The organism is Geodermatophilus sp. SYSU D01105 (assembly GCF_054050095.1).
Window position 1 is genome coordinate 152,832 of record NZ_JBJGYR010000007.1, and the last position, 17,754, is coordinate 170,585.

Annotated in this window: 14 protein-coding genes; 9 read left to right on the plus strand and 5 right to left on the minus strand. The window is 74.9% G+C overall.

Translation table 11 applies throughout. The features are described from left to right. Positions 1-160 precede the first annotated feature (160 nt). A complete protein-coding gene (locus ACI79I_RS08710; RefSeq protein ID WP_456991914.1) occupies positions 161-1,822 on the minus strand; it encodes an AMP-binding protein in 1,662 nt (553 codons plus the stop codon). Between the two features lie 5 nt (positions 1,823-1,827). Further along, positions 1,828-2,826, minus strand: a complete 999-nt coding sequence (locus ACI79I_RS08715; RefSeq protein ID WP_456991915.1) for a cyclase family protein — start codon at positions 2,824-2,826, stop codon at positions 1,828-1,830. A gap of 286 nt (positions 2,827-3,112) precedes the next feature. On the opposite strand from ACI79I_RS08715, the gene efeU reads away from it, so the two are divergent. From efeU to ACI79I_RS08740, 5 genes are all read left to right on the plus strand, one after another. Next, positions 3,113-4,012, plus strand: a complete 900-nt coding sequence (gene efeU, locus ACI79I_RS08720; RefSeq protein WP_456991916.1) for an iron uptake transporter permease EfeU — start codon at positions 3,113-3,115, stop codon at positions 4,010-4,012. Beyond that, a complete protein-coding gene (gene efeO, locus ACI79I_RS08725) occupies positions 3,999-5,156 on the plus strand; it encodes an iron uptake system protein EfeO (RefSeq protein ID WP_456991917.1) in 1,158 nt (385 codons plus the stop codon). The genes efeU and efeO overlap by 14 nt, the downstream gene beginning before the upstream one ends. 72 nt (positions 5,157-5,228) lie before the next feature. Next, entirely contained in the window at positions 5,229-6,539 is a 1,311-nt protein-coding gene (gene efeB / locus ACI79I_RS08730) for an iron uptake transporter deferrochelatase/peroxidase subunit (RefSeq protein WP_456991918.1), read from the plus strand. A 233-nt stretch (positions 6,540-6,772) separates the two neighbouring features. Continuing rightward, positions 6,773-8,437 (plus strand): protein kinase domain-containing protein, encoded by a 1,665-nt coding sequence (locus tag ACI79I_RS08735; RefSeq protein WP_456991919.1) that lies wholly within the window; start codon positions 6,773-6,775, stop codon positions 8,435-8,437. Between the two features lie 79 nt (positions 8,438-8,516). Beyond that, positions 8,517-10,085 (plus strand): protein kinase domain-containing protein, encoded by a 1,569-nt coding sequence (locus ACI79I_RS08740; RefSeq protein ID WP_456991920.1) that lies wholly within the window; start codon positions 8,517-8,519, stop codon positions 10,083-10,085. A gap of 14 nt (positions 10,086-10,099) precedes the next feature. On the opposite strand, the gene ACI79I_RS08745 is transcribed toward ACI79I_RS08740, so the two are convergent. Together ACI79I_RS08745 and ACI79I_RS08750 are read right to left on the minus strand one after the other, a co-directional pair. Continuing rightward, positions 10,100-10,501 (minus strand): MmcQ/YjbR family DNA-binding protein, encoded by a 402-nt coding sequence (locus tag ACI79I_RS08745; RefSeq protein ID WP_456991921.1) that lies wholly within the window; start codon positions 10,499-10,501, stop codon positions 10,100-10,102. Positions 10,502-10,552: 51 nt separating this feature from the next. Then, positions 10,553-11,197 carry a hypothetical protein gene (locus tag ACI79I_RS08750; RefSeq protein ID WP_456991922.1) on the minus strand — a complete coding sequence of 215 codons (645 nt, stop codon included), beginning with the start codon at positions 11,195-11,197 and terminating at the stop codon, positions 10,553-10,555. Positions 11,198-11,322: 125 nt separating this feature from the next. Here ACI79I_RS08750 and ACI79I_RS08755 point away from each other — a divergent pair, with 125 nt between their 5' ends. After that, positions 11,323-12,594: a competence/damage-inducible protein A gene (locus tag ACI79I_RS08755; RefSeq protein ID WP_456991923.1), complete on the plus strand. Its 1,272-nt coding sequence runs from the start codon at positions 11,323-11,325 to the stop codon at positions 12,592-12,594. Then, complete coding sequence (locus ACI79I_RS08760; RefSeq protein ID WP_456991924.1) at positions 12,591-12,977, plus strand: SRPBCC family protein; 387 nt, start codon at positions 12,591-12,593, stop codon at positions 12,975-12,977. Before ACI79I_RS08755 ends, ACI79I_RS08760 begins: the two co-directional genes overlap by 4 nt. Before the next feature lie 51 nt (positions 12,978-13,028). Here ACI79I_RS08760 and ACI79I_RS08765 read toward each other — a convergent pair whose 3' ends face one another. Beyond that, positions 13,029-13,403 carry a VOC family protein gene (locus tag ACI79I_RS08765; protein WP_456991925.1) on the minus strand — a complete coding sequence of 125 codons (375 nt, stop codon included), beginning with the start codon at positions 13,401-13,403 and terminating at the stop codon, positions 13,029-13,031. A gap of 432 nt (positions 13,404-13,835) precedes the next feature. Here ACI79I_RS08765 and ACI79I_RS08770 point away from each other — a divergent pair, with 432 nt between their 5' ends. Then, positions 13,836-15,455, plus strand: a complete 1,620-nt coding sequence (locus tag ACI79I_RS08770; protein WP_456991927.1) for an acyl-CoA dehydrogenase family protein — start codon at positions 13,836-13,838, stop codon at positions 15,453-15,455. A gap of 175 nt (positions 15,456-15,630) precedes the next feature. After that, entirely contained in the window at positions 15,631-17,673 is a 2,043-nt protein-coding gene (locus ACI79I_RS08775) for a putative bifunctional diguanylate cyclase/phosphodiesterase (RefSeq protein WP_456991928.1), read from the plus strand. Positions 17,674-17,754: the final 81 nt, after the last annotated feature.

The following is a 17,754-nucleotide window of genomic DNA, read 5'->3' on the forward strand; positions in this document are numbered from 1 at the left end:
GTCCACCCCCACGGCGAACGGTGGGGAGGACCCCGCGCGATCAGGTCACCTGATCACGGCCCGGCCCGAGGAGCCCACCCGGTGGGCGGGTCGTCGCGGTCCCCATGGCGACCGTCCGGCTCTCGCTCCGCTCCTCGGTCGCTGGCGCTCCCTGCGGTGCTCACCCGGGCTTCCGGTCGCGGAGCTCCCGGCGGAGGATCTTCCCCGTCGTCGTCTTCGGCAGCTCGTCGACCAGTTCCACCGACCGCGGGTACTTGTAGGCGGCCATGCGTTCCCTGGCGAAGGCGATGACCTCCTCCGGGGTCGCGGTCGTGCCCGGCTTGAGCGACACGAACGCCTTCACCGACTCGCCGCGGTAGGCGTCGGGGACGCCGACGACCGCCGCCTCCCGCACGGCCGGGTGCCCGTACAGGACGTCCTCGACCTCGCGGGGCCACACCTTGTACCCGGCCGCGTTGATCATGTCCTTCTTGCGGTCGACGATGTAGAACCAGCCCTGCTCGTCCATGAACCCGACGTCGCCGGTGCGCAGCTCCCCGCCGGGCAGGGACTCGGCGGTCGCCTCGGGCTTGTTCCAGTAGCCCGGCACGACCTGCGGCCCGGCGGTCGCGATCTCCCCGATCTCCCGCGGCGGGAGCTCCTTGCCGTCCTCGTCGAGGATGCGGACGACGGTGTTGTAGACCGGCACCCCGACCGAGAGCGCGCCCGAGTCCGGGTCCACCGGCGCGGTCCGCCCCAGCGGCACCAGGTGCGACGGGGAGTTGGTCTCGGTGAGCCCGTAGGCGTTGTGGATGTAGTGCCCGGTCAGCGCCTCGAACTGCTCGGTGACCGCCGGGGCGATCGGCGCGCCGCCGGAGTAGATGGCCCGGAACGAGGCGAAGTCGTCCCGGGACACCCCGGGCACCCCCATCAGGGAGATGAACACCGTGATCGACCCGATGGTGAACGTGGGGCGGTGTTCCCGGATGGTGTCCAGCACCGCCTCGGGGTGGAAGCGGTGCGCCAGCACCAGCGGGCAGCCCACCAGCAGCGCGACGGCGACGTGGGCGACCAGCCCGGTGATGTGGAACAGCGGCGCGATGCCCAGGACGCTGTCCTCCGGCGTGAGCCGGACCCACTCCCGGTAGGTGTAGGCGTTGAAGGTCATCGTGCGGTGGGTGTTCATCGCGCCCTTGGGCACGCCCGTCGTCCCCGACGTGTAGGTCAGGATCGCCACGTCGTCCCCGGACGGCGCGGGGGCGTCGGGCTCCTCCCCGGCGTGGGTGGAGAGCAGCTCCTCGAGGTCGAGGGTGCCCTCCGGCCGGGTGCGGACGACGTCGCCGAGCACCCGCGGGTCGTCCCGGGTCTGCCGGTCGAGCGCGGAGCAGGTGACCACGGTGCGCACCTGCGTCTCCGGCAGGACGTCGCGGGCCACCCCCGTGTAGAGCTCCTCGAGGCACAGCAGCGCCGTGGCACCGGAGTCGCTGAGCAGGTAGGTCAGCTCGCGCGCCTTGTTCATCGGGTTGATCGCCACCGCCGCGCCGCCGGCCTTCCACGCGCCGAGCAGCCCGATGACGAACGCCGGGTCGTTCTGCACGTACAGGCCCATCCGGTCGCCCGGGGCGAACCCGGCCCCGGCCAGCCCCACGGCCAGGGCGTCGGAGGCGGCGTCGAGGTCGGCGAAGGTGAGGACGCCGTCGAAGTAGCGGATCGCGACGGCGTCCGGCGCGGCCGCGAGCGAGGCCTCGAAGACCTCGAGCATCGTGGCGTGGTCGGGGGTGATGTCGGCGGGCTGGCCCTCCGCGTAGAGGGCCAGCCACGGCCGCTGCTCGTAGGTCGACATCGCCGTCACTTGATCGCGAGGGGGTTGACCGGCGAGCCGGTGGCCCGGTGCACCTTCAGCGGCGCGGCGGCGTAGAGGAACGTGTACTGCCGGTCCGCCGCGCAGTTCTCGGCCAGCGCCTCCAGGTCGCAGATCTCGGTCAGGGTGACCCCGAGGTTGCGCATCAGCGCGCAGTGCAGGGGCAGCGCGGTGCCGTTGTTCGGGTCGTAGGTGACCTCGTTGGCGATGGTGTCGGTGACCAGGTTGGGGATCTCCATCTCCTGGAACCAGCGCACCAGCTCGGGGCTGTAGACCAGGCCGGGCTCGTTGAAGCCCTCGTAGAAGGCCTCGCCCTGGTCGTAGAACAGCTGGAGGAAGTTGGTCCGGATGACCAGGATGTCGTGCTTCTCGATCCGGGTGCCCTGGGCCTCGGCGCAGGCCATGAGGTCCTCGTGGGTGAAGGTCTCGCCCTTGTCGAGGGTGGGCTTCCCGCGGAAGCGGGCCATGTCGAGCAGGATGCCGCGGCCCACGACGCCGCGCTGGGCGATCGGCTCGACGCTGGCCTTGTCCATCCCGCCGACCGTCGTCCGGGCGTCGTAGCCGTTCCAGATCTGCCCGCCGTACCAGACGTGGCCCAGGGCGTCGTACTGCGTGGAGCCCTGCAGGAAGGCGTTGATCTTGTCGTCGGCGTAGTGCAGGCCGCCGGGGAACTGCGGGGCGTCGGGGGAGTCCCAGGTGGACTCGTCCAGGATCATCGTCCGCTCGGCCGGCGAGCGGCCGGGCCACACCGGGTCGCCCTTCGGGTCGCCGATCAGCCGCTGCAGCGTGAAGACCGTGCCCTGCTTGACGTGCTGGATGCCGCGGAGCACCTCCTCGGCGGTCAGGTAGTTGAGCGACCCGACCTCGTCGTCCGGACCCCACTTGCCCCAGTTGGTGGGCGCGTCGGCCAGGACCTCGGTCATGTCGGGGGCGGCGGGGGGCGGGGTGGGCGCCTGCTCCTCGGCCTGCTCGGCAGCGTTGGTCATCGGGGGACCGTCCTCTCGGCGTTGGGAGGGAACCGGCGGCGGCCGCCGGGGGTGTCCACCGTCACAGTCGACCGTTGCGGCTGGCAAGCGTTGGCCGCGTCCGGATCGGGACCGCTGCAACCTCGCCGCAACGCCGCTCCCGGCGGGCCCGGCTCCGCGGCCGCCCGTCCGCGGCCGCCCGTCCGCGGCCTGCGACCCGCCTGGAACCCCGCGGATCCGTGAGTAAGGTGAGCCTGCCCTACGACGCCGTCGCGGGGCTCGCCCGTGTCACGGATGGGGTCCCCGCATGGACCAGGCGTTCCTCGCCAGCTACCTGATCGGGCTCCGGGAGGGGCTCGAGGCCACCCTGGTGGTCAGCATCCTGGTCGCCTACCTGGTGAAGTCCGGCCGCCGCCGGCAGCTGCTGCCGCTGTGGGCCGGCGTCGCCCTCGCCGTCGCGCTCTCGGTGCTGTTCGGCGCGCTGCTCACCTACACCGAGACGACGCTGCTGGCCGACCACCGGTCGCGGGAGCTGTTCGAGGCGATCACCTCGGTGCTGGCCGTCGTCCTGGTCACCTGGATGGTCTTCTGGATGCGGCGGACCGCCCGCAGGCTCAAGGGCGAGCTCACCGGGCAGCTCGAGCACGCCCTGGGGATGGGCGCGCTGGCCGTCGCCGGCGTCGCCTTCCTCTCGGTCGTCCGCGAGGGCCTGGAGACGACGCTGCTCTTCTACGCCGCCGCGCAGGGCGCGACGACGACCGCGACGCCGCTGGTCGCGATCAGCGCGGGCGTGCTCAGCGCCGTCGTGATCGGGGTCGGCCTCTACGCCGGCGCGATCCGGGTGGACCTGTCGCGGTTCTTCACGGTCAGCGGGGTGCTGCTCGTCCTCGTGGCCGCCGGGATCCTCAAGTACGGCGTCCACGACTTCCAGGAGGCCGGCGTGCTGCCCGGCCTCGACGTGCTCGCCTTCGACGTCTCCGGCGTCCTGCCCCCCGACAGCTGGTACGGGGCGGCCCTCGCCGGGATGTTCAACGCCACCCCCGCCCCGACCGTCCTCGAGTCGATCGCCTGGGTGGTCTACGTCCTCCCGGTGCTGCTCGCCTTCCTCTGGCCGGCCCGGCCGCGGTCCGCCACTCCCCCGTCCTCCCCCGGCGCCCAGCTGGGGAGCCCGTCGACCCCGGAGACCCACGAGAATGTCCGCGCGTAGCCGTCGCCTCCCCGTCCTCGCCGCCACCCTGCTCGCGGCACTGACCACCGCGGCCTGCAGCAGCAGCGGCGGGACCGGAGCCGCAGAGGGCGCCTCCGGCTCGTCGGCCGCGGACACGATCGCGGTCGCAGCGGCCGACGACGCCTGCGACGTGGCCGAGTCCGAGCTGCCGGCCGGCACCCACTCCTTCCAGGTCACCAACCAGGGCAGCCGGGTCACCGAGTTCTACGTCTACGCCGAGGGCGACCGGGTGATGGGCGAGGTGGAGAACATCGCCCCCGGGCTGACCCGCGAGCTGCTCGTCGAGCTGCCGGCCGGGGACTACCAGACCGCCTGCAAGCCGGGGATGGTCGGTGACGGGATCCGCAACGGGCTCACCGTGACCGGGGAGGCGCCGCAGCTGTCCGAGGACGAGAGCCTCGCCCAGGCCTCGGCGGACTACCAGCGCTACGTGCAGAGCCAGACCGGCGCCCTGCTGGAGCAGACGACCGCCTTCACCGACGCCGTCCGGGCCGGGGACGTCGAGGGGGCCAAGGCGCTGTTCCCGGTGGCGCGCACCTACTGGGAGCGGATCGAGCCGGTGGCCGAGAGCTTCGGCGACCTCGACCCGCTCATCGACGGCCGCGAGGGCGACCAGGAGCCCGGCCAGGACTTCACCGGCTACCACCGCATCGAGCAGGCGCTGTGGGTCGGGGGCACCACCGAGGGCATGACCCCCTACGCCGACCAGCTGGACGAGAACGTGCAGGAGGTCGTCGACCTCGCCAACGACGTGACCCTCGACCCGCTGCAGCTGGCCAACGGCGCCAAGGCGCTGCTCGACGAGATCGCCACCGGCAAGATCACCGGCGAGGAGGACCGCTACTCGCACACCGACCTGTGGGACTTCGCCGCCAACCTCGAGGGCTCCGAGGCCGCCGTCCAGGCGCTGCGCCCCTACCTCGAGGAGGCCGACCCCGACCTGGTGGCCGAGATCGACGAGCGGTTCGCGGCCACCGAGGCCGAGCTGGAACAGCACCGATCCGGCGACGGTTGGGTCCTGTACGACCAGCTCACGCAGGAGCAGCTGCGCGGCCTGAGCGACAGCATCACCGCGCTCACCGCTTCCGTCAGCCAGGTCGCCGCGGTCGTCGCCGACCGCTGACCAGCAGCGCGGTCGGCCGACCGCGGATCGAACCCGCGGTCGCCCGCCGCGGACCAGCGCAGTGAGGCAGTCATGAGCGAACCGACCCCGTCTGTCCGGGGCCTGTCCCGGCGCCGCCTGTTCGGCCTGGTGGGAGCCGGCACCGCGGGGGTCCTCGCGGCCGGGGCCGCCGGCGGCGCGGTGGGGCGGGCCACCGCGGAGGGCAGCGGCACGGCGACGGCGGCCGGGCCGTCGCCGACCGACGCGGTGGAGTTCACCGGCGTGCACCAGGCCGGGATCGTCACGCCGGCCCAGGACCGGCTGCACTTCGTCGCCTTCGACGTCACCACCGACAGCCGCGACGAGCTCGTCGAGGTGCTCAAGGCCTGGACGGCGGCCGCGCGCCGGATGGCCGCCGGCCAGGACGCCGGCCCGGTCGGCGCCGTCGACGGTGACCAGTACGCCCCGCCGGACGACACCGGCGAGGCGATCGGCCTGCCGGCGTCCGGGCTGACCCTGACCATCGGCTTCGGCCCGACCCTGTTCACCGCCGCCGACGGCACCGACCGCTTCGGGCTGGCCGCCCGCCGGCCCGGGCCGCTGGTGGAGCTGCCCCCCTTCCCCGGCGACCAGATCGACCCCGCCATCAGCGGTGGGGACCTGTGCATCCAGGCCTGCGCCAACGACCCGCAGGTGGCCGTGCACGCCGTCCGCAACCTGGTCCGCATCGGCGCCGGGGTGGTCTCCGTCCGCTGGTCGCAGCTCGGTTTCGGCCGGACGTCGTCCACCACGACCGGGCAGGCCACCCCGCGCAACCTGTTCGGCTTCAAGGACGGGACCGACAACCTCAAGGCCGAGAACACCGAGACCCTGGACCGGTTCGTCTGGGTCGGGGACGACGATGCCGACGGGGGCGGGGCCGACTGGCTGACCGGCGGGACCTACCTGGTCACCCGCCGCATCCGGATGCTCATCGAGCCCTGGGACAGCTCCACGCTGGACGAGCAGGAGAAGACCATCGGCCGGACCAAGGGCGCCGGCGCGCCGCTCGGCCAGCAGCGGGAGTTCGACCCGGTGGACTTCACCGCGCAGGTGGACGGCGAGTTCGCCATCCCCGAGACGTCGCACGTGTTCCTCGCCCACCCGACGAACGCAGGGACGGCGATCCTGCGACGCGGCTACAGCTTCGTCGACGGCTCCGACGGCCTGGGCCGGCTCGACGCCGGGCTGTTCTTCATCGCGTTCCAGCGCAACCCGGAGACCGGCTTCGTCCAGGTGCAGCGCAACCTGCGCGACGACGCCATGAACGAGTACATCCGGCACACCTCCTCGGCCGTGTTCGCCTGCCCGCCGGGCGTCCGCGACGAGTCCGACTGGTGGGGTCGATCGCTCTTCGAGCCGTGACCGAGTCGTGATGAACGGTCCCGTCACGGGGTGTCCCTGACCTGGGACGATGGGGGCGATCTCCCGGAGGGGGCACCTGCGCCCGCGCCCTCGGACAACGACACGCCCGAGACGCGGTCGGCGGTCCGCCGCATGTGTACCGGCGCTCCTCACGGGACATCCAGACCCAGGGGGGACCGGCACCCCCCGGGCCGAGATCGGGCGGCCGGGTCGCAGGCGAGGGGTGAGCCACGGTGGTGGAGCCGGGACGGCGCAGCCTGGGTGGCCGCTACGAGCTCGCCGACCTGATCGCCGCCGGCGGCATGGGGCAGGTGTGGCGGGGCTGTGACACCCTGCTCGGCCGGCCCGTCGCGGTGAAGGTCCTCCGCAGCGAGTACACCGCCGACCCCACCTTCCGGGCCCGGTTCCGCGCCGAGGCCCAGCACGCCGCGGCGCTGAGTCACCCCAACATCGCCGCCGTCTTCGACTTCGGTGAGACCGAGGCGGAGGACGGCAGCGGCGAGCCGCTGTCCTACCTGGTCATGGAGCTGGTGGAGGGCGAGCCGCTGTCGGCGGTGCTGCACCGAGGGGACCGGTTCGACGCCGAGACCACCCTCTCCCTCCTGGAGCAGACCGCCTCCGCGCTGGCCGAGGCGCACCGCGTCGGACTGGTCCACCGGGACGTCAAGCCGGGCAACATCCTCGTCCGCGCCGACGGCAGCGTGAAGATCACCGACTTCGGCATCGCCTGGTCGGCCGACAGCGTGCCGCTCACCCGCACCGGCCAGGTCATCGGCACGCCGCAGTACCTCTCGCCCGAGGTCGCCGAGGGCCACCACGCCACCCCGGCCAGCGACGTCTACGCCCTCGGCCTCGTCGGCTACGAGTGCCTGACCGGGCACCCGGCCTTCGACGGCGACAACGCGGTCACGATCGCGCTCAAGCAGGTGCGCGAGGACCCCGACCCGCTGCCCGACGACCTGCCCGGCGACGTCCGCACGCTGATCCGCCGCGCCCTGAGCAAGGACCCCGCCGTCCGCATGGCCGACGGCGCGGCGTTCGTGGCCGCGATCGAGGACGTCCGGGCCGGCCGCCCGCAGCCCGAGCCGCCGGCCACGCAGGCCGTCGCCGTCCCGCCGCCCCCGCCTGCCGGGAGCGGGGAGCCCCCCGCCGGCCCGCCGTCGCTGCCGACGCCGCGGACGGACAGCACGCCCGCGCCGCACACGATCAGCCCGCCGGTGCACCGCCGGCACGGGCCGGCCGCGGTGCTCGTGCCGCTGCTCACGCTGCTGCTGGGCGCCGGGGCCGCCGCGGGGGTGTTCGTCGCCGTCAACGACGGGCCGAGCGCACCGCCGCAGGTCGCCGCGCAGACGCAGGGCGCGGAGATCCTCCTCGACGTCACGGACTACGTGGGCCGGCCGGTCGACGAGGTGGCGCTGGCACTCTCCGCGCTGGGCCTGCTGGTCTCCCGGCAGGAGCAGGTGACGCCTGACTCCGTGCCCGGCCTGGTCACCGGGCTGGAGCCGCCGGGCGGGGCGCTGCGGCCCGGTGACGAGGTGGTCGTGCTCTACGGCGTCGCGCCGCCGGTGTCCCGGACGCCGGACCGCGGCTCCTCGCCGGTGACCGGCGCCGCCGGCGAGGGACCCTCCACCGTCCGGCCGGCACCGCAGGAGGAGCAGGAGGCCGCGCCGACCACGACCGTCCCGGCGCCGGATCCGACGCAGTTGTCGGGCAGCGCCCCGCCGTCGTCGTCCGCGCCGACGACGACCGCGCCGGCCACGACCACCACGACCACCACGGCGCCGACCACGACCACGACCGCGCCGACGACCACGACCACCACGTCGTCGTCCACCTCGGAGGAGTCGCGCTGGCAGGACCAGGACGACGAGGACGACGACGAGGAGGACCGCGGCTGACCGGCGTCCGGATGTCGTCTGCCGCCTGCGGTGGCACGCTGGGGAGCCGCTGAGGGACGGCCGAGGTCAGGAGGCAGGTGTGACGGAGCTCGGGCGGCGCACGCTCGGCGACCGCTACGAGCTGCTGACCCTGCTCGCGACCGGCGGCATGGGCCAGGTGTGGCGGGCCCGGGACCGGCTGCTCGACCGGGCCGTGGCGGTCAAGGTCCTGCGCAGCGAGTACACCGGCGACCCGACCTTCCTCGCCCGGTTCCGCGCCGAGGCGCACCACACCGCCCGGCTGCTGCACCCGGGCATCGCCGCGCTGCACGACTACGGGGAGGTGGTGTCCGGGGAGGGGGAGACCCTGGCCTACCTGGTGATGGAGCTGGTGGAGGGGGAGCCGCTCTCCGCGCTGCTCGCCCGGGAGGGCCGGCTCGGCCCCGAGCGGACCCTGGACGTCGTCGGGCAGACGGCGGCGGCGCTGGCCGTGGCGCACGCCGCCGGGGTGGTCCACCGCGACGTCAAGCCCGGGAACGTGCTGCTCGGCGTGGACGGCAGCGTCAAGATCACCGACTTCGGCATCGCCTGGTCGGCGTCGAGCGTGCCGCTCACCCGGACCGGCCAGGTGGTCGGCACCGCCCACTACCTGGCCCCGGAGCAGGCGGCCGGCGGCAAGGCGGGCCCGGCCAGCGACGTCTACGCCCTGGGGGTCATCGCCTACGAGTGCCTCGCCGGGCGGCGCCCGTTCGAGGGTGAGAGCCCGGTGCAGGTCGCGCTGATGCAGATCCGCGACGAGCCCGACCCGCTCCCCGACGACGTCCCCGGGCCCGTGCGCACCCTCGTCGCCACCGCGCTGGTCAAGGACCTGGCCGCCCGGTTCCGCGATGGCGCCGCCGTCCGGGACGCCGTGGCCGACGTCCGGGCCGGACGTGCCCTCCCGCCGCCCCCCACGGCGGCGCTGCCGCTCACCGGGCTCACCCCGGTCCCGCGACGTCGCCGGTTGCTGGTCCCGGTCGTCGCGCTGCTGGCCGGTGTCGGCATCGGGATCGGCGCCCTGCAGCTCGCGGACGACCGGACGCCGGTGGCCGTGGCCTCGCCTGCCGCCCCGTCCGACCCGGCGGGGGAGGACGACGGTCAGCAGGTCCCGGGCGTGCTGGTGGCCGCCGCCGACCACCTGGGTCGGCCCGTCGACGAGGTCGAGGCCGCGCTGGCCGCCCTGGGCCTGCGGGTCGAGCGGGTGGTGCAGGAGCGCGGGGACGTCCCCGCCGGGCAGGTGACCGCCCTCGGCCCGGTCGGGGCGCTGGTACCGGGCGACCTCGTGACGCTCACCGTGTCGGTGGCCCCGCCGCCCGCGCCGGTCGTGCGGGAACGGGTGGTCGTCGAGACCGTCGTCCCGCCCTCGTCGCCGGAGCCGGCTCCCGAACCCGCTCCTGCGCCCGAACCCGCGCCTCCGGTGACGGAGGCCGTGGACGACTCCGGGGGTGGCCCGGAGGACGCGGAGGGCGAGGAGGCCGAGGACGAGTCGGAGGACGCCGACCAGGGGTCCGACTCGTCCTCCGACTCGGGGAACGGGAACGGCAACGGCAACGGCAACGGGAACGGCAACGGCAACGGCAACGGGAACGGGAACGGGAAGGGCCGCGGGAACGGGAACGGCCGCGGCTGACCCGTCCCCCGAGGTCAGCGCCGGTCGGGTACGGAGGCGTCCTGCGGTTCGCCGTGGGACTGCCTCGCACCGGTCGGGCGCTTCCTCCTGGGCAGTCCCTCCACCACCAGCTCGTACGAGTTGCGCACCAGCTCGTCGACGAGCTCCCGCGTCATCGCGTCACCAGCGCGGATGGTCAGCCAGTGCCGCTTGTCCATGTGGTAGCCGGGGACGACCTCCGCGTACCGCTGCTGCAGCGCCCGGCTGTGCTCGGGCTCGCACTTCAGGGTCACGACCGGCTCGCCGGGCACCTCGGTCGCGAGCAGGAACACCTTGCCGACGACCTTGAACACCTCCCACTCGGGCCCGAACGGGTGCTCGTGCGTGACCGCCGGGAGCTGAGCGGCGGTCCCCATCGCGATCGCGAGCAGCTCCACGCCGTCCAGCCTCTACTCGACCGCCCGTGCGTCTCCCCGTGCCTGCCGGACTCAGCGCCGGCGGACCGGGGCGATCCAGAGCGCCACGCCGAGGGCGGCGAGCGCGGCGGTGAGGACGAAGCCACGGTTGCTGTCCACGGCCGGGAGGACCACCAGCACCCAGAAGACCGCCAGGCCGGTCAGGCCGGCGGCGGCCACCCGCCAGGCGCCCTCGGGGCGCCGCCGGACGCTGGGGAGGACCCGGCCGGCGAACGGCAGCAGGCCCACGACGCCGGCCAGCGTGGCGAACGCCGACCACAGCGGCACCGTCGACCAGAGGGCCCCGGTGTCGACGCGCAGCAGCAGGCCGACCTCGAGCAACACCAGGCTCAGCCCGGCCACGCCGGCACCCATGAGGGAGGCCCGCTGGCGGGGCGTCATCGACGCCGTGCGGCCGGCGCGCGGTTCGCGACCCGTGCGGGGCTCGCGCCTCGTGCGCGCCCGGTCGCCCTGCCGGGGCGTCGGCGCCGCGGCAGAGGGCGGCGGGGTGCCGGGGAGCCCGGGCACGAAGTCGACCGGGCCGGTCGCCTGCACCGGTGGCCCGTCGTACTCGGCCCGGGGGAGGTGCTGGGTGCCCGTGGCGGTGCCGGGCACCGGGATCTCGTGCGCGCCGGGGCCCAGCGTCGCGGGCTGGGGGCTGGTGGTCGGCTGGTGCACGGTTCCTCCTCGCTCGCGCGCGGCATCCGGCGGCGGACCGGTCCGTCCCCGGCACGGTAGCGGGGGAGGGGCCGTGTTCCCCGCAAGCGACGCGGCGGGTCCCGGACGTCGTTAGGGTCGGCCGGGTGGGTGCGCGCGCAGGGATCGTCGTCACCGGGACCGAGGTGCTCACCGGCCGGGTCACCGACCGGAACGGGCCGTGGCTCGCCGAGCAGTTGCGGCTCCTGGGCGTGGACGTCGGTGCCGTCCTCGTGGTGGGGGACCGGCCGGAGGACCTGCGGGGTGCGCTGCGGTACCTCGCCGGGGAGGACCTGGTCATCACCAGCGGCGGCCTGGGGCCGACCGCCGACGACCTGACCGCGGAGGTGGTCGGGGACGTGCAGGGCCGGCCCTCGGCGGTGGACCCGTCGCTCGAGCGGGGGATCGGCGCCATCGTCGAGGGCCTCATGGAGGGCCGCGGCTGGCGGGCCGACCCCGAGGCCACCGCGGCCGGTGTGCGGAAGCAGGCGACGGTGCCCGCGGGCGCCACCGTGCTGCCGCCGGTCGGGACCGCCCCCGGCCTCGTCGTCCCCCCGGCCGAGGGCCACGCGGGGCCGGTGGTCGTCGTGCTGCCCGGTCCGCCGTCGGAGCTGCAGGGCATGTGGCCCGCCGCGCTGGCCGACGAGCAGGTGCAGCGCGCGCTGGCCGGCCGTGCCGAGCTGCGGCAGGAGACGGTCCGGCTGTGGGGCACGCTGGAGTCGCAGCTGGCGGCCACGCTCCGGCAGCACGAGTTTCCCGCCCTGGAGGTCACCACGTGCCTCCGGGACGGCGAGCTGGAGATCGTCAGCCGGTTCGGGCCGGCGGCGCAGCCGGACTACGACCGGCTGGTCGACGTCCTGCGGGAGGCGCACGGCGAGCACCTGTTCTCCACCGGTCCGACCGTCGACGACCTGGTCGCCGAGGCGCTCGGCTCGCGCGGGCTCACCGTGGCGACGGCGGAGTCCTGCACCAGCGGGCTGCTCGTGGCGCGGCTGACCGAGCGGGCGGGCTCGTCGGCGTGGGTCCTCGGCGGGGTCGCGTCGTACGCGAACTCGGCCAAGGAGCAGCTGGTCGGGGTCCCGGCGGAGATGCTCGCCGAGTACGGCGCCGTGAGCACGCAGGTGGCGGCGGCGCTCGCGGACGGGGCGCGGGCCCGCTTCGGTGCCGACGTCGGCGTCGGCATCACCGGGATCGCCGGTCCCGGCGGCGGGTCGCCGGAGAAGCCGGTCGGCACGGTGCACCTGTGCGCCGTCGGCCCGGACGGGCACCAGCCGCGGTCCGTGGTGCTGCCCGGATCGCGGTCGGCCGTCCGGCAGCGCGCGGTGTCACTCGCGATGCACATGCTGCGGCAGCTCCTCCTCGGCGGGCCTCCGGCATGACGGTCCTGACGCTGCACGCGACCGGGCCCGAGGCGCCGGCGGAGGTCTGGGAGCGCTACGCCGTGCCGGCGCGGTGGCCGGAGTGGGCACCGCAGATCACCGGCGTCGACGTGCCCGGCCCCCGGCTGGTGGCAGGCGTGGCGGGCCGGGTGCGCGGGCCGGTCGGGGTCGCACTGCCGTTCGTGGTGGACGCCGTGGACGAGGCGGCGCGGCAGTGGTCGTGGACGGTGTCGCTGGGACCCGTGCGGCTGCACCTGCTGCACTGGGTGGCCGAGGGGCCCGACGGCGGCAGCACCACGGGGCTGCGGATGGACGGCCCGGCTCCGGTGGTGGTCGGGTACGCGCCCCTGGCCAGGCTGGCGATCGGCCGCCTGGTCCGCTGACCCGGCCGGCTCGCGTCCGCCGTCCTGCGCCTCGGCCGAGCGGCGCCGACCCTACTGCTCGGCCCAGACGCCGAGTTCGTTCCCGCTCGGGTCGGTGAAGTGGAACCGCCGTCCACCGGGGAACTCGTACGGCCCGTTGACGACCTGCCCACCGGCGCGCGTCACCGCCGCCACGGACGCCTCGAGGTCGGTCGAGTAGAGGAGCACCAGCGGGCCGCCCGGGCGCACGTCCTGGTCGAGGCGCAGGCCGCCCACCTCCGCGTCGGATCCGCCCCGCGGGTCCCGGATCCCGGCGTACGCCGGCCCGTAGTCGGTGAACTCCCAGCCGAAGGCCTCGGCGTAGAACCGCTTGGCCCGCTCGAGGTCGGTGACCGTGAACTCCAGGTAGTCGATGGTGTGGTGTCGATGCGGGGACGGGTCGGCCATGCCCTGCATCGTGCGCGAGTGCTGCGGACCTGCCCATGGCCCGCCGCACGACCGGCGTTCGATCGTGGCAGCGCTGGACGGTGCGGACCGCGGGGCGCATCGAGGTGCCGAGCGCCACGAACCACTCGTCGGCAGCACCGCCGCGCAGCCCGGCGGCCACCGCTGCCATCCCCGCTGGGACGCCAACCGGGGGCCACGCACCCGCCCATCCTGCGTGGTCGACGCGGACCCGCTCGCCACCGACCCTGCGGCGGCGACGACGCGGCGCGGTGGGCGTGGGCGCGGCCAGGCGGCAGCGCGACCGGCGCAGGTGGCAGCGCGAATCCGGCACCGGCGGCAGCGCGACCGGCGCAGGCGGCACCGCGACGCAGCGGCGCGCAGCGCCGCCGTGAGCGCGTTCCACGTGGAACCGCCCCGTCGTACCGTGCCGCCATGGGCGCCACGCACGAGGTCACCAACCAGGTCCCGCCGCTGGTCGGACACGACCCGATCGCCGGGGACGCCGCCCTGACCGAGGCCTGCCTCCGGCACGCCGACGCGGCCACCCTGGAGTCGCTCAAGGCGCTGGGGGCGCTCGCCGGGAGCGAGCAGGCGCAGGAGTGGGGGCGGCTGGCGAACGAGAACCCGCCCCGCCTGGCGACCCACGACCGCTACGGGCACCGCGTCGACGAGGTCGAGTTCCACCCCGCCTGGCACGACCTCATGCGGACGGCGTTCGAGCACGGCCTGGCCGGTGCCCCGTGGGCGTCCCCCGAACCCCACGCGCACGTGCGCCGGGCCGTCGGCTACCTCGGCTGGACCCAGGTGGAGATGGGCCATGCCTGCCCGGTGACCATGACCTACGCCGTCGTCCCCGCGCTGCGCGCCGCCCCCGACCTGGCCGCCAACTTCGGACCAGGGCTCACCGCGACCGCCTACGAGTTCGGGCTCACCGAGCCGACGGGCAAGCGGGGCCTGGTCGCCGGCATGGGGATGACCGAGAAGCAGGGCGGCTCCGACGTGCGGGCCAACACCACCCGCGCGGTCCCGCAGCCGGACGGCACCCACGCCCTGACCGGTCACAAGTGGTTCACCAGTGCCCCCATGAGCGACCTCTTCCTCGTCCTCGCCCAGCTCCCCGAGGGCGTCTCCTGCTTCCTCGTCCCCCGGGTGCTGCCCGACGGCAGCCGCAACGTGTTCCGGCTGCAGCGGCTCAAGGACAAGCTGGGCGACCGCTCCAACGCCTCCAGCGAGGTGGAGTTCGAGGGGACGACGGGCTGGCTGGTGGGGGAGCCCGGCCGCGGGGTCCCGACCATCATCGAGATGGTCAACACGACCCGGCTCGACTGCGTCCTGGGCTCCGCGGCCACCGTGCGCGCCGCGCTCACCCAGGCCGTCCACCACGCCCGGCACCGGCGGGCGTTCGGCGCGCTGCTGGTCGACCAGCCCCTGATGCAGAACGTGCTCGCCGACCTCGCCCTGGACTGCGAGGCGGCCACCGCGCTCGCCGTCCGGCTGGCCGCGGCCGTGGACGCGGGCGAGGCCGACTTCCTCCGCCTGGCCGGGGCGGCCGCCAAGTTCTGGGTCTGCAAGCGGACCCCGACCGCGGTGGCCGAGGCGCTGGAGGTGCTCGGCGGCAACGGGTACGTCGAGGAGTCCGGCCTCCCGCGGCTCTACCGGCAGGCCCCCCTGAACTCGATCTGGGAGGGCTCGGGCAACGTCATCGCCCTCGACGTGCTCCGGGCGATGGGGCGCTCCTCGGACTCCCTGGCCGCCGTCCGCGCCGAGATCGACCTCGCCCGCGGAACCGACCCGAGGCTGGACGCCGCCGTCGGCCGGCTGGCCGCCGAGCTGGCCGACCCCGACCAGCTGCCGATGCGTGCCCGTCGCGTCGCCGGCCTGCTCGCCCTGTGCCTGCAGGCGTCGCTCCTCGTGCGGCACGCCCCTGGTGAGGTCGCCGACGCCTTCTGCGCCACCCGGCTGGCGGGGGACTGGAGCCCGGTGCTCGGGACCCTCCCGACGGGTACGCCCGCGCGCCGGATCGTGGATCGGGCGAGGGTGGAGGCTGCCTGAATTACACGCGTGCCGTTACCCTCGGTGGTGCGTCGGACGCCGTAGCCGGGGGATCGGGCGGCGGCGTCGTCCTCACCAGCAGGGACCGGCGTATGCCGCAGGGGGAGAGAGAGCGGGCAGAGTGCACGGACACGTCCGGAGTGAGCGCGCTGCCTCGGCCGACCCCCTGTCACGGGTGTCCGATGCGGTCTACCGCATCGACCGGCGCTGGCGGTTCACCTACGTCAACGCCGCGGCGGAGGAGCTCTTCGGCCGGAACGCCGAGGAGATGGTCGGCCAGTACGCCTTCGAGCTCTTCCCCGAGGTCCTCGGCTCCGTCATCGAGGACGAGTACCGGGGGGTGCTCGACGACGGGCGCCCGCGGACGTTCGAGTACTTCTACGTCCCCTTCGGCCGCTGGTTCGAGATCCGCGCCTTCGCCGACGCCGACGGGCTCACCGCCTTCCTGCGCGACATCGACGAGGAGCGCCGCAGCGAACGGAAGACCGCGGCCGAGCTGCACCAGCTCTCCGCCGTCCTGGAGGCGCTGCCCCAGGCCACCGCGCTGATCGACCCGGACGGCCGGATCGCGTCGGTGAACCGCCGGTGGCACGCCGCGAGCGAGCTCCTCCGCGCGGCCGGGCTGCGGCCCGGCGCGGTCGGGGACGACTACCTGCAGGCCCTCGCGCAGAACCTGTCCCTCGCGGACCTGCGCACCATCTCCACCGGCATCGGCGAGCTCCTCACCGGCGGCCCGGGCACGGCCGACCGCGCCTTCGTCCACGACTACGCGCACGCCTTCGGCCCCGACCCCCAGTGGTTCCGGCTGCAGGCCGCGCGGGTCGAGCACTCCGGGCAGGTGGTCGTCACCCACACCGACATCACCGAGCGGGTCCGCGTCCAGGAGCAGCTGGCCTGGCAGGCCAGCCACGACGACCTGACCGGCCTGCCCAACCGCTCCCGGCTGCTCCAGCTGGTCGGGGAGGCCCTCGCCGAGCCGAACGCCCGGGCGGCGCTGCTGTTCCTGGACCTCGACGGGTTCAAGACGGTCAACGACTCGCTCGGTCACGAGGTCGGCGACGAGCTGCTGCGCCAGGTGGGCGGTCGGCTGGCCGACCAGGTGCGGCCGACCGACGCCGTCGGCCGGCTGGGCGGCGACCAGTTCCTCGTCCTGGCCCGCGGGTGTGACACGTCCGAGGCCGCGGCGCTGGCCTTCCGGCTGCAGTCGTCCTTCACCCGGCCCTTCGTCGCCAACGGCATCTCCGTCCCGCTGTCGGCCAGCATCGGCGTCGCCGCCGCCCAGCCCGGCGCCCAGCAGGCCCACCAGCTGCTCAGCGACGCCGACGCCGCGGCCTACGCGGCCAAGGGGTCCGGCCGCGACCGCATCCACCTGTTCTCCCCGGGCCTGCGCGAGGCCGCGCGCTGGCGGCTGGAGGTGGCCAACCGGCTGCGGGACGGCGCGGTCGACGAGTTCGTCGTCCACTACCAGCCGGTGGTGCGCGTCGACACCGGGGAGGTCGACGGCGTCGAGGCGCTGCTGCGCTGGAACCACCCCGAGCGCGGGCTGCTCTCGCCCGACGCCTTCCTCTCCGTGGCCGAGGAGACCGGCCAGCTGATCCCGATCACCCGCTGGCTGTTGGGGGAGACCACCCGCCAGGCCGCCGAGTGGGCCGCCCAGGGCCTGCCGCTGCGCATGTCGGTCAACATCAGCGCGCGGCACTTCTCCGCCGAGACGCTGGTCCGCGACGTCCGCGTGGCCCTGCACGACTCCGGGCTGCCCCCGGAGCGGCTGGTGCTCGAGCTGACCGAGACCAGCGTCGCGGAGGACCCCACCCGCGCCGAGGACCAGCTGTCGGTGCTGCGCGGCTTCGGCGTCCGGGTGGCGATCGACGACTTCGGGACCGGCTGGTCCTCCCTCGCCCAGCTGCTCGCGCTGCCCATCGGCACGCTGAAGATCGACCGCTCGCTGCTGACCGCGGCCGCCCGGCTGGCCGCCGGCGGCACCGGTGCCGTCCTGGCCGCGATCGTCTCCCTGGCCCGCACCCTGGGCATCCGGTCGGTGGCCGAGGGCGTCGAGACCGCCGAGCACCTGCAGATGGTCCGGGAGGCCGGGTGCGACCTGGCCCAGGGCTACCTGGTGGCCCGGCCGATGCCCGCCGCCGACGTCACCCGCTGGGCGCTCCGGGTGCGCGACGCCGGCGGCGACTCCTGCGCGCTGGCCCTGCAGAGCCGCCGGTGACGGCCGGCCGGTGAGCGCGTCCCGCCTCCGCCGGAGGGTGTCCCGTCGGGCCACCGCACCGGCCGGTCCGCCGCGCCCGGC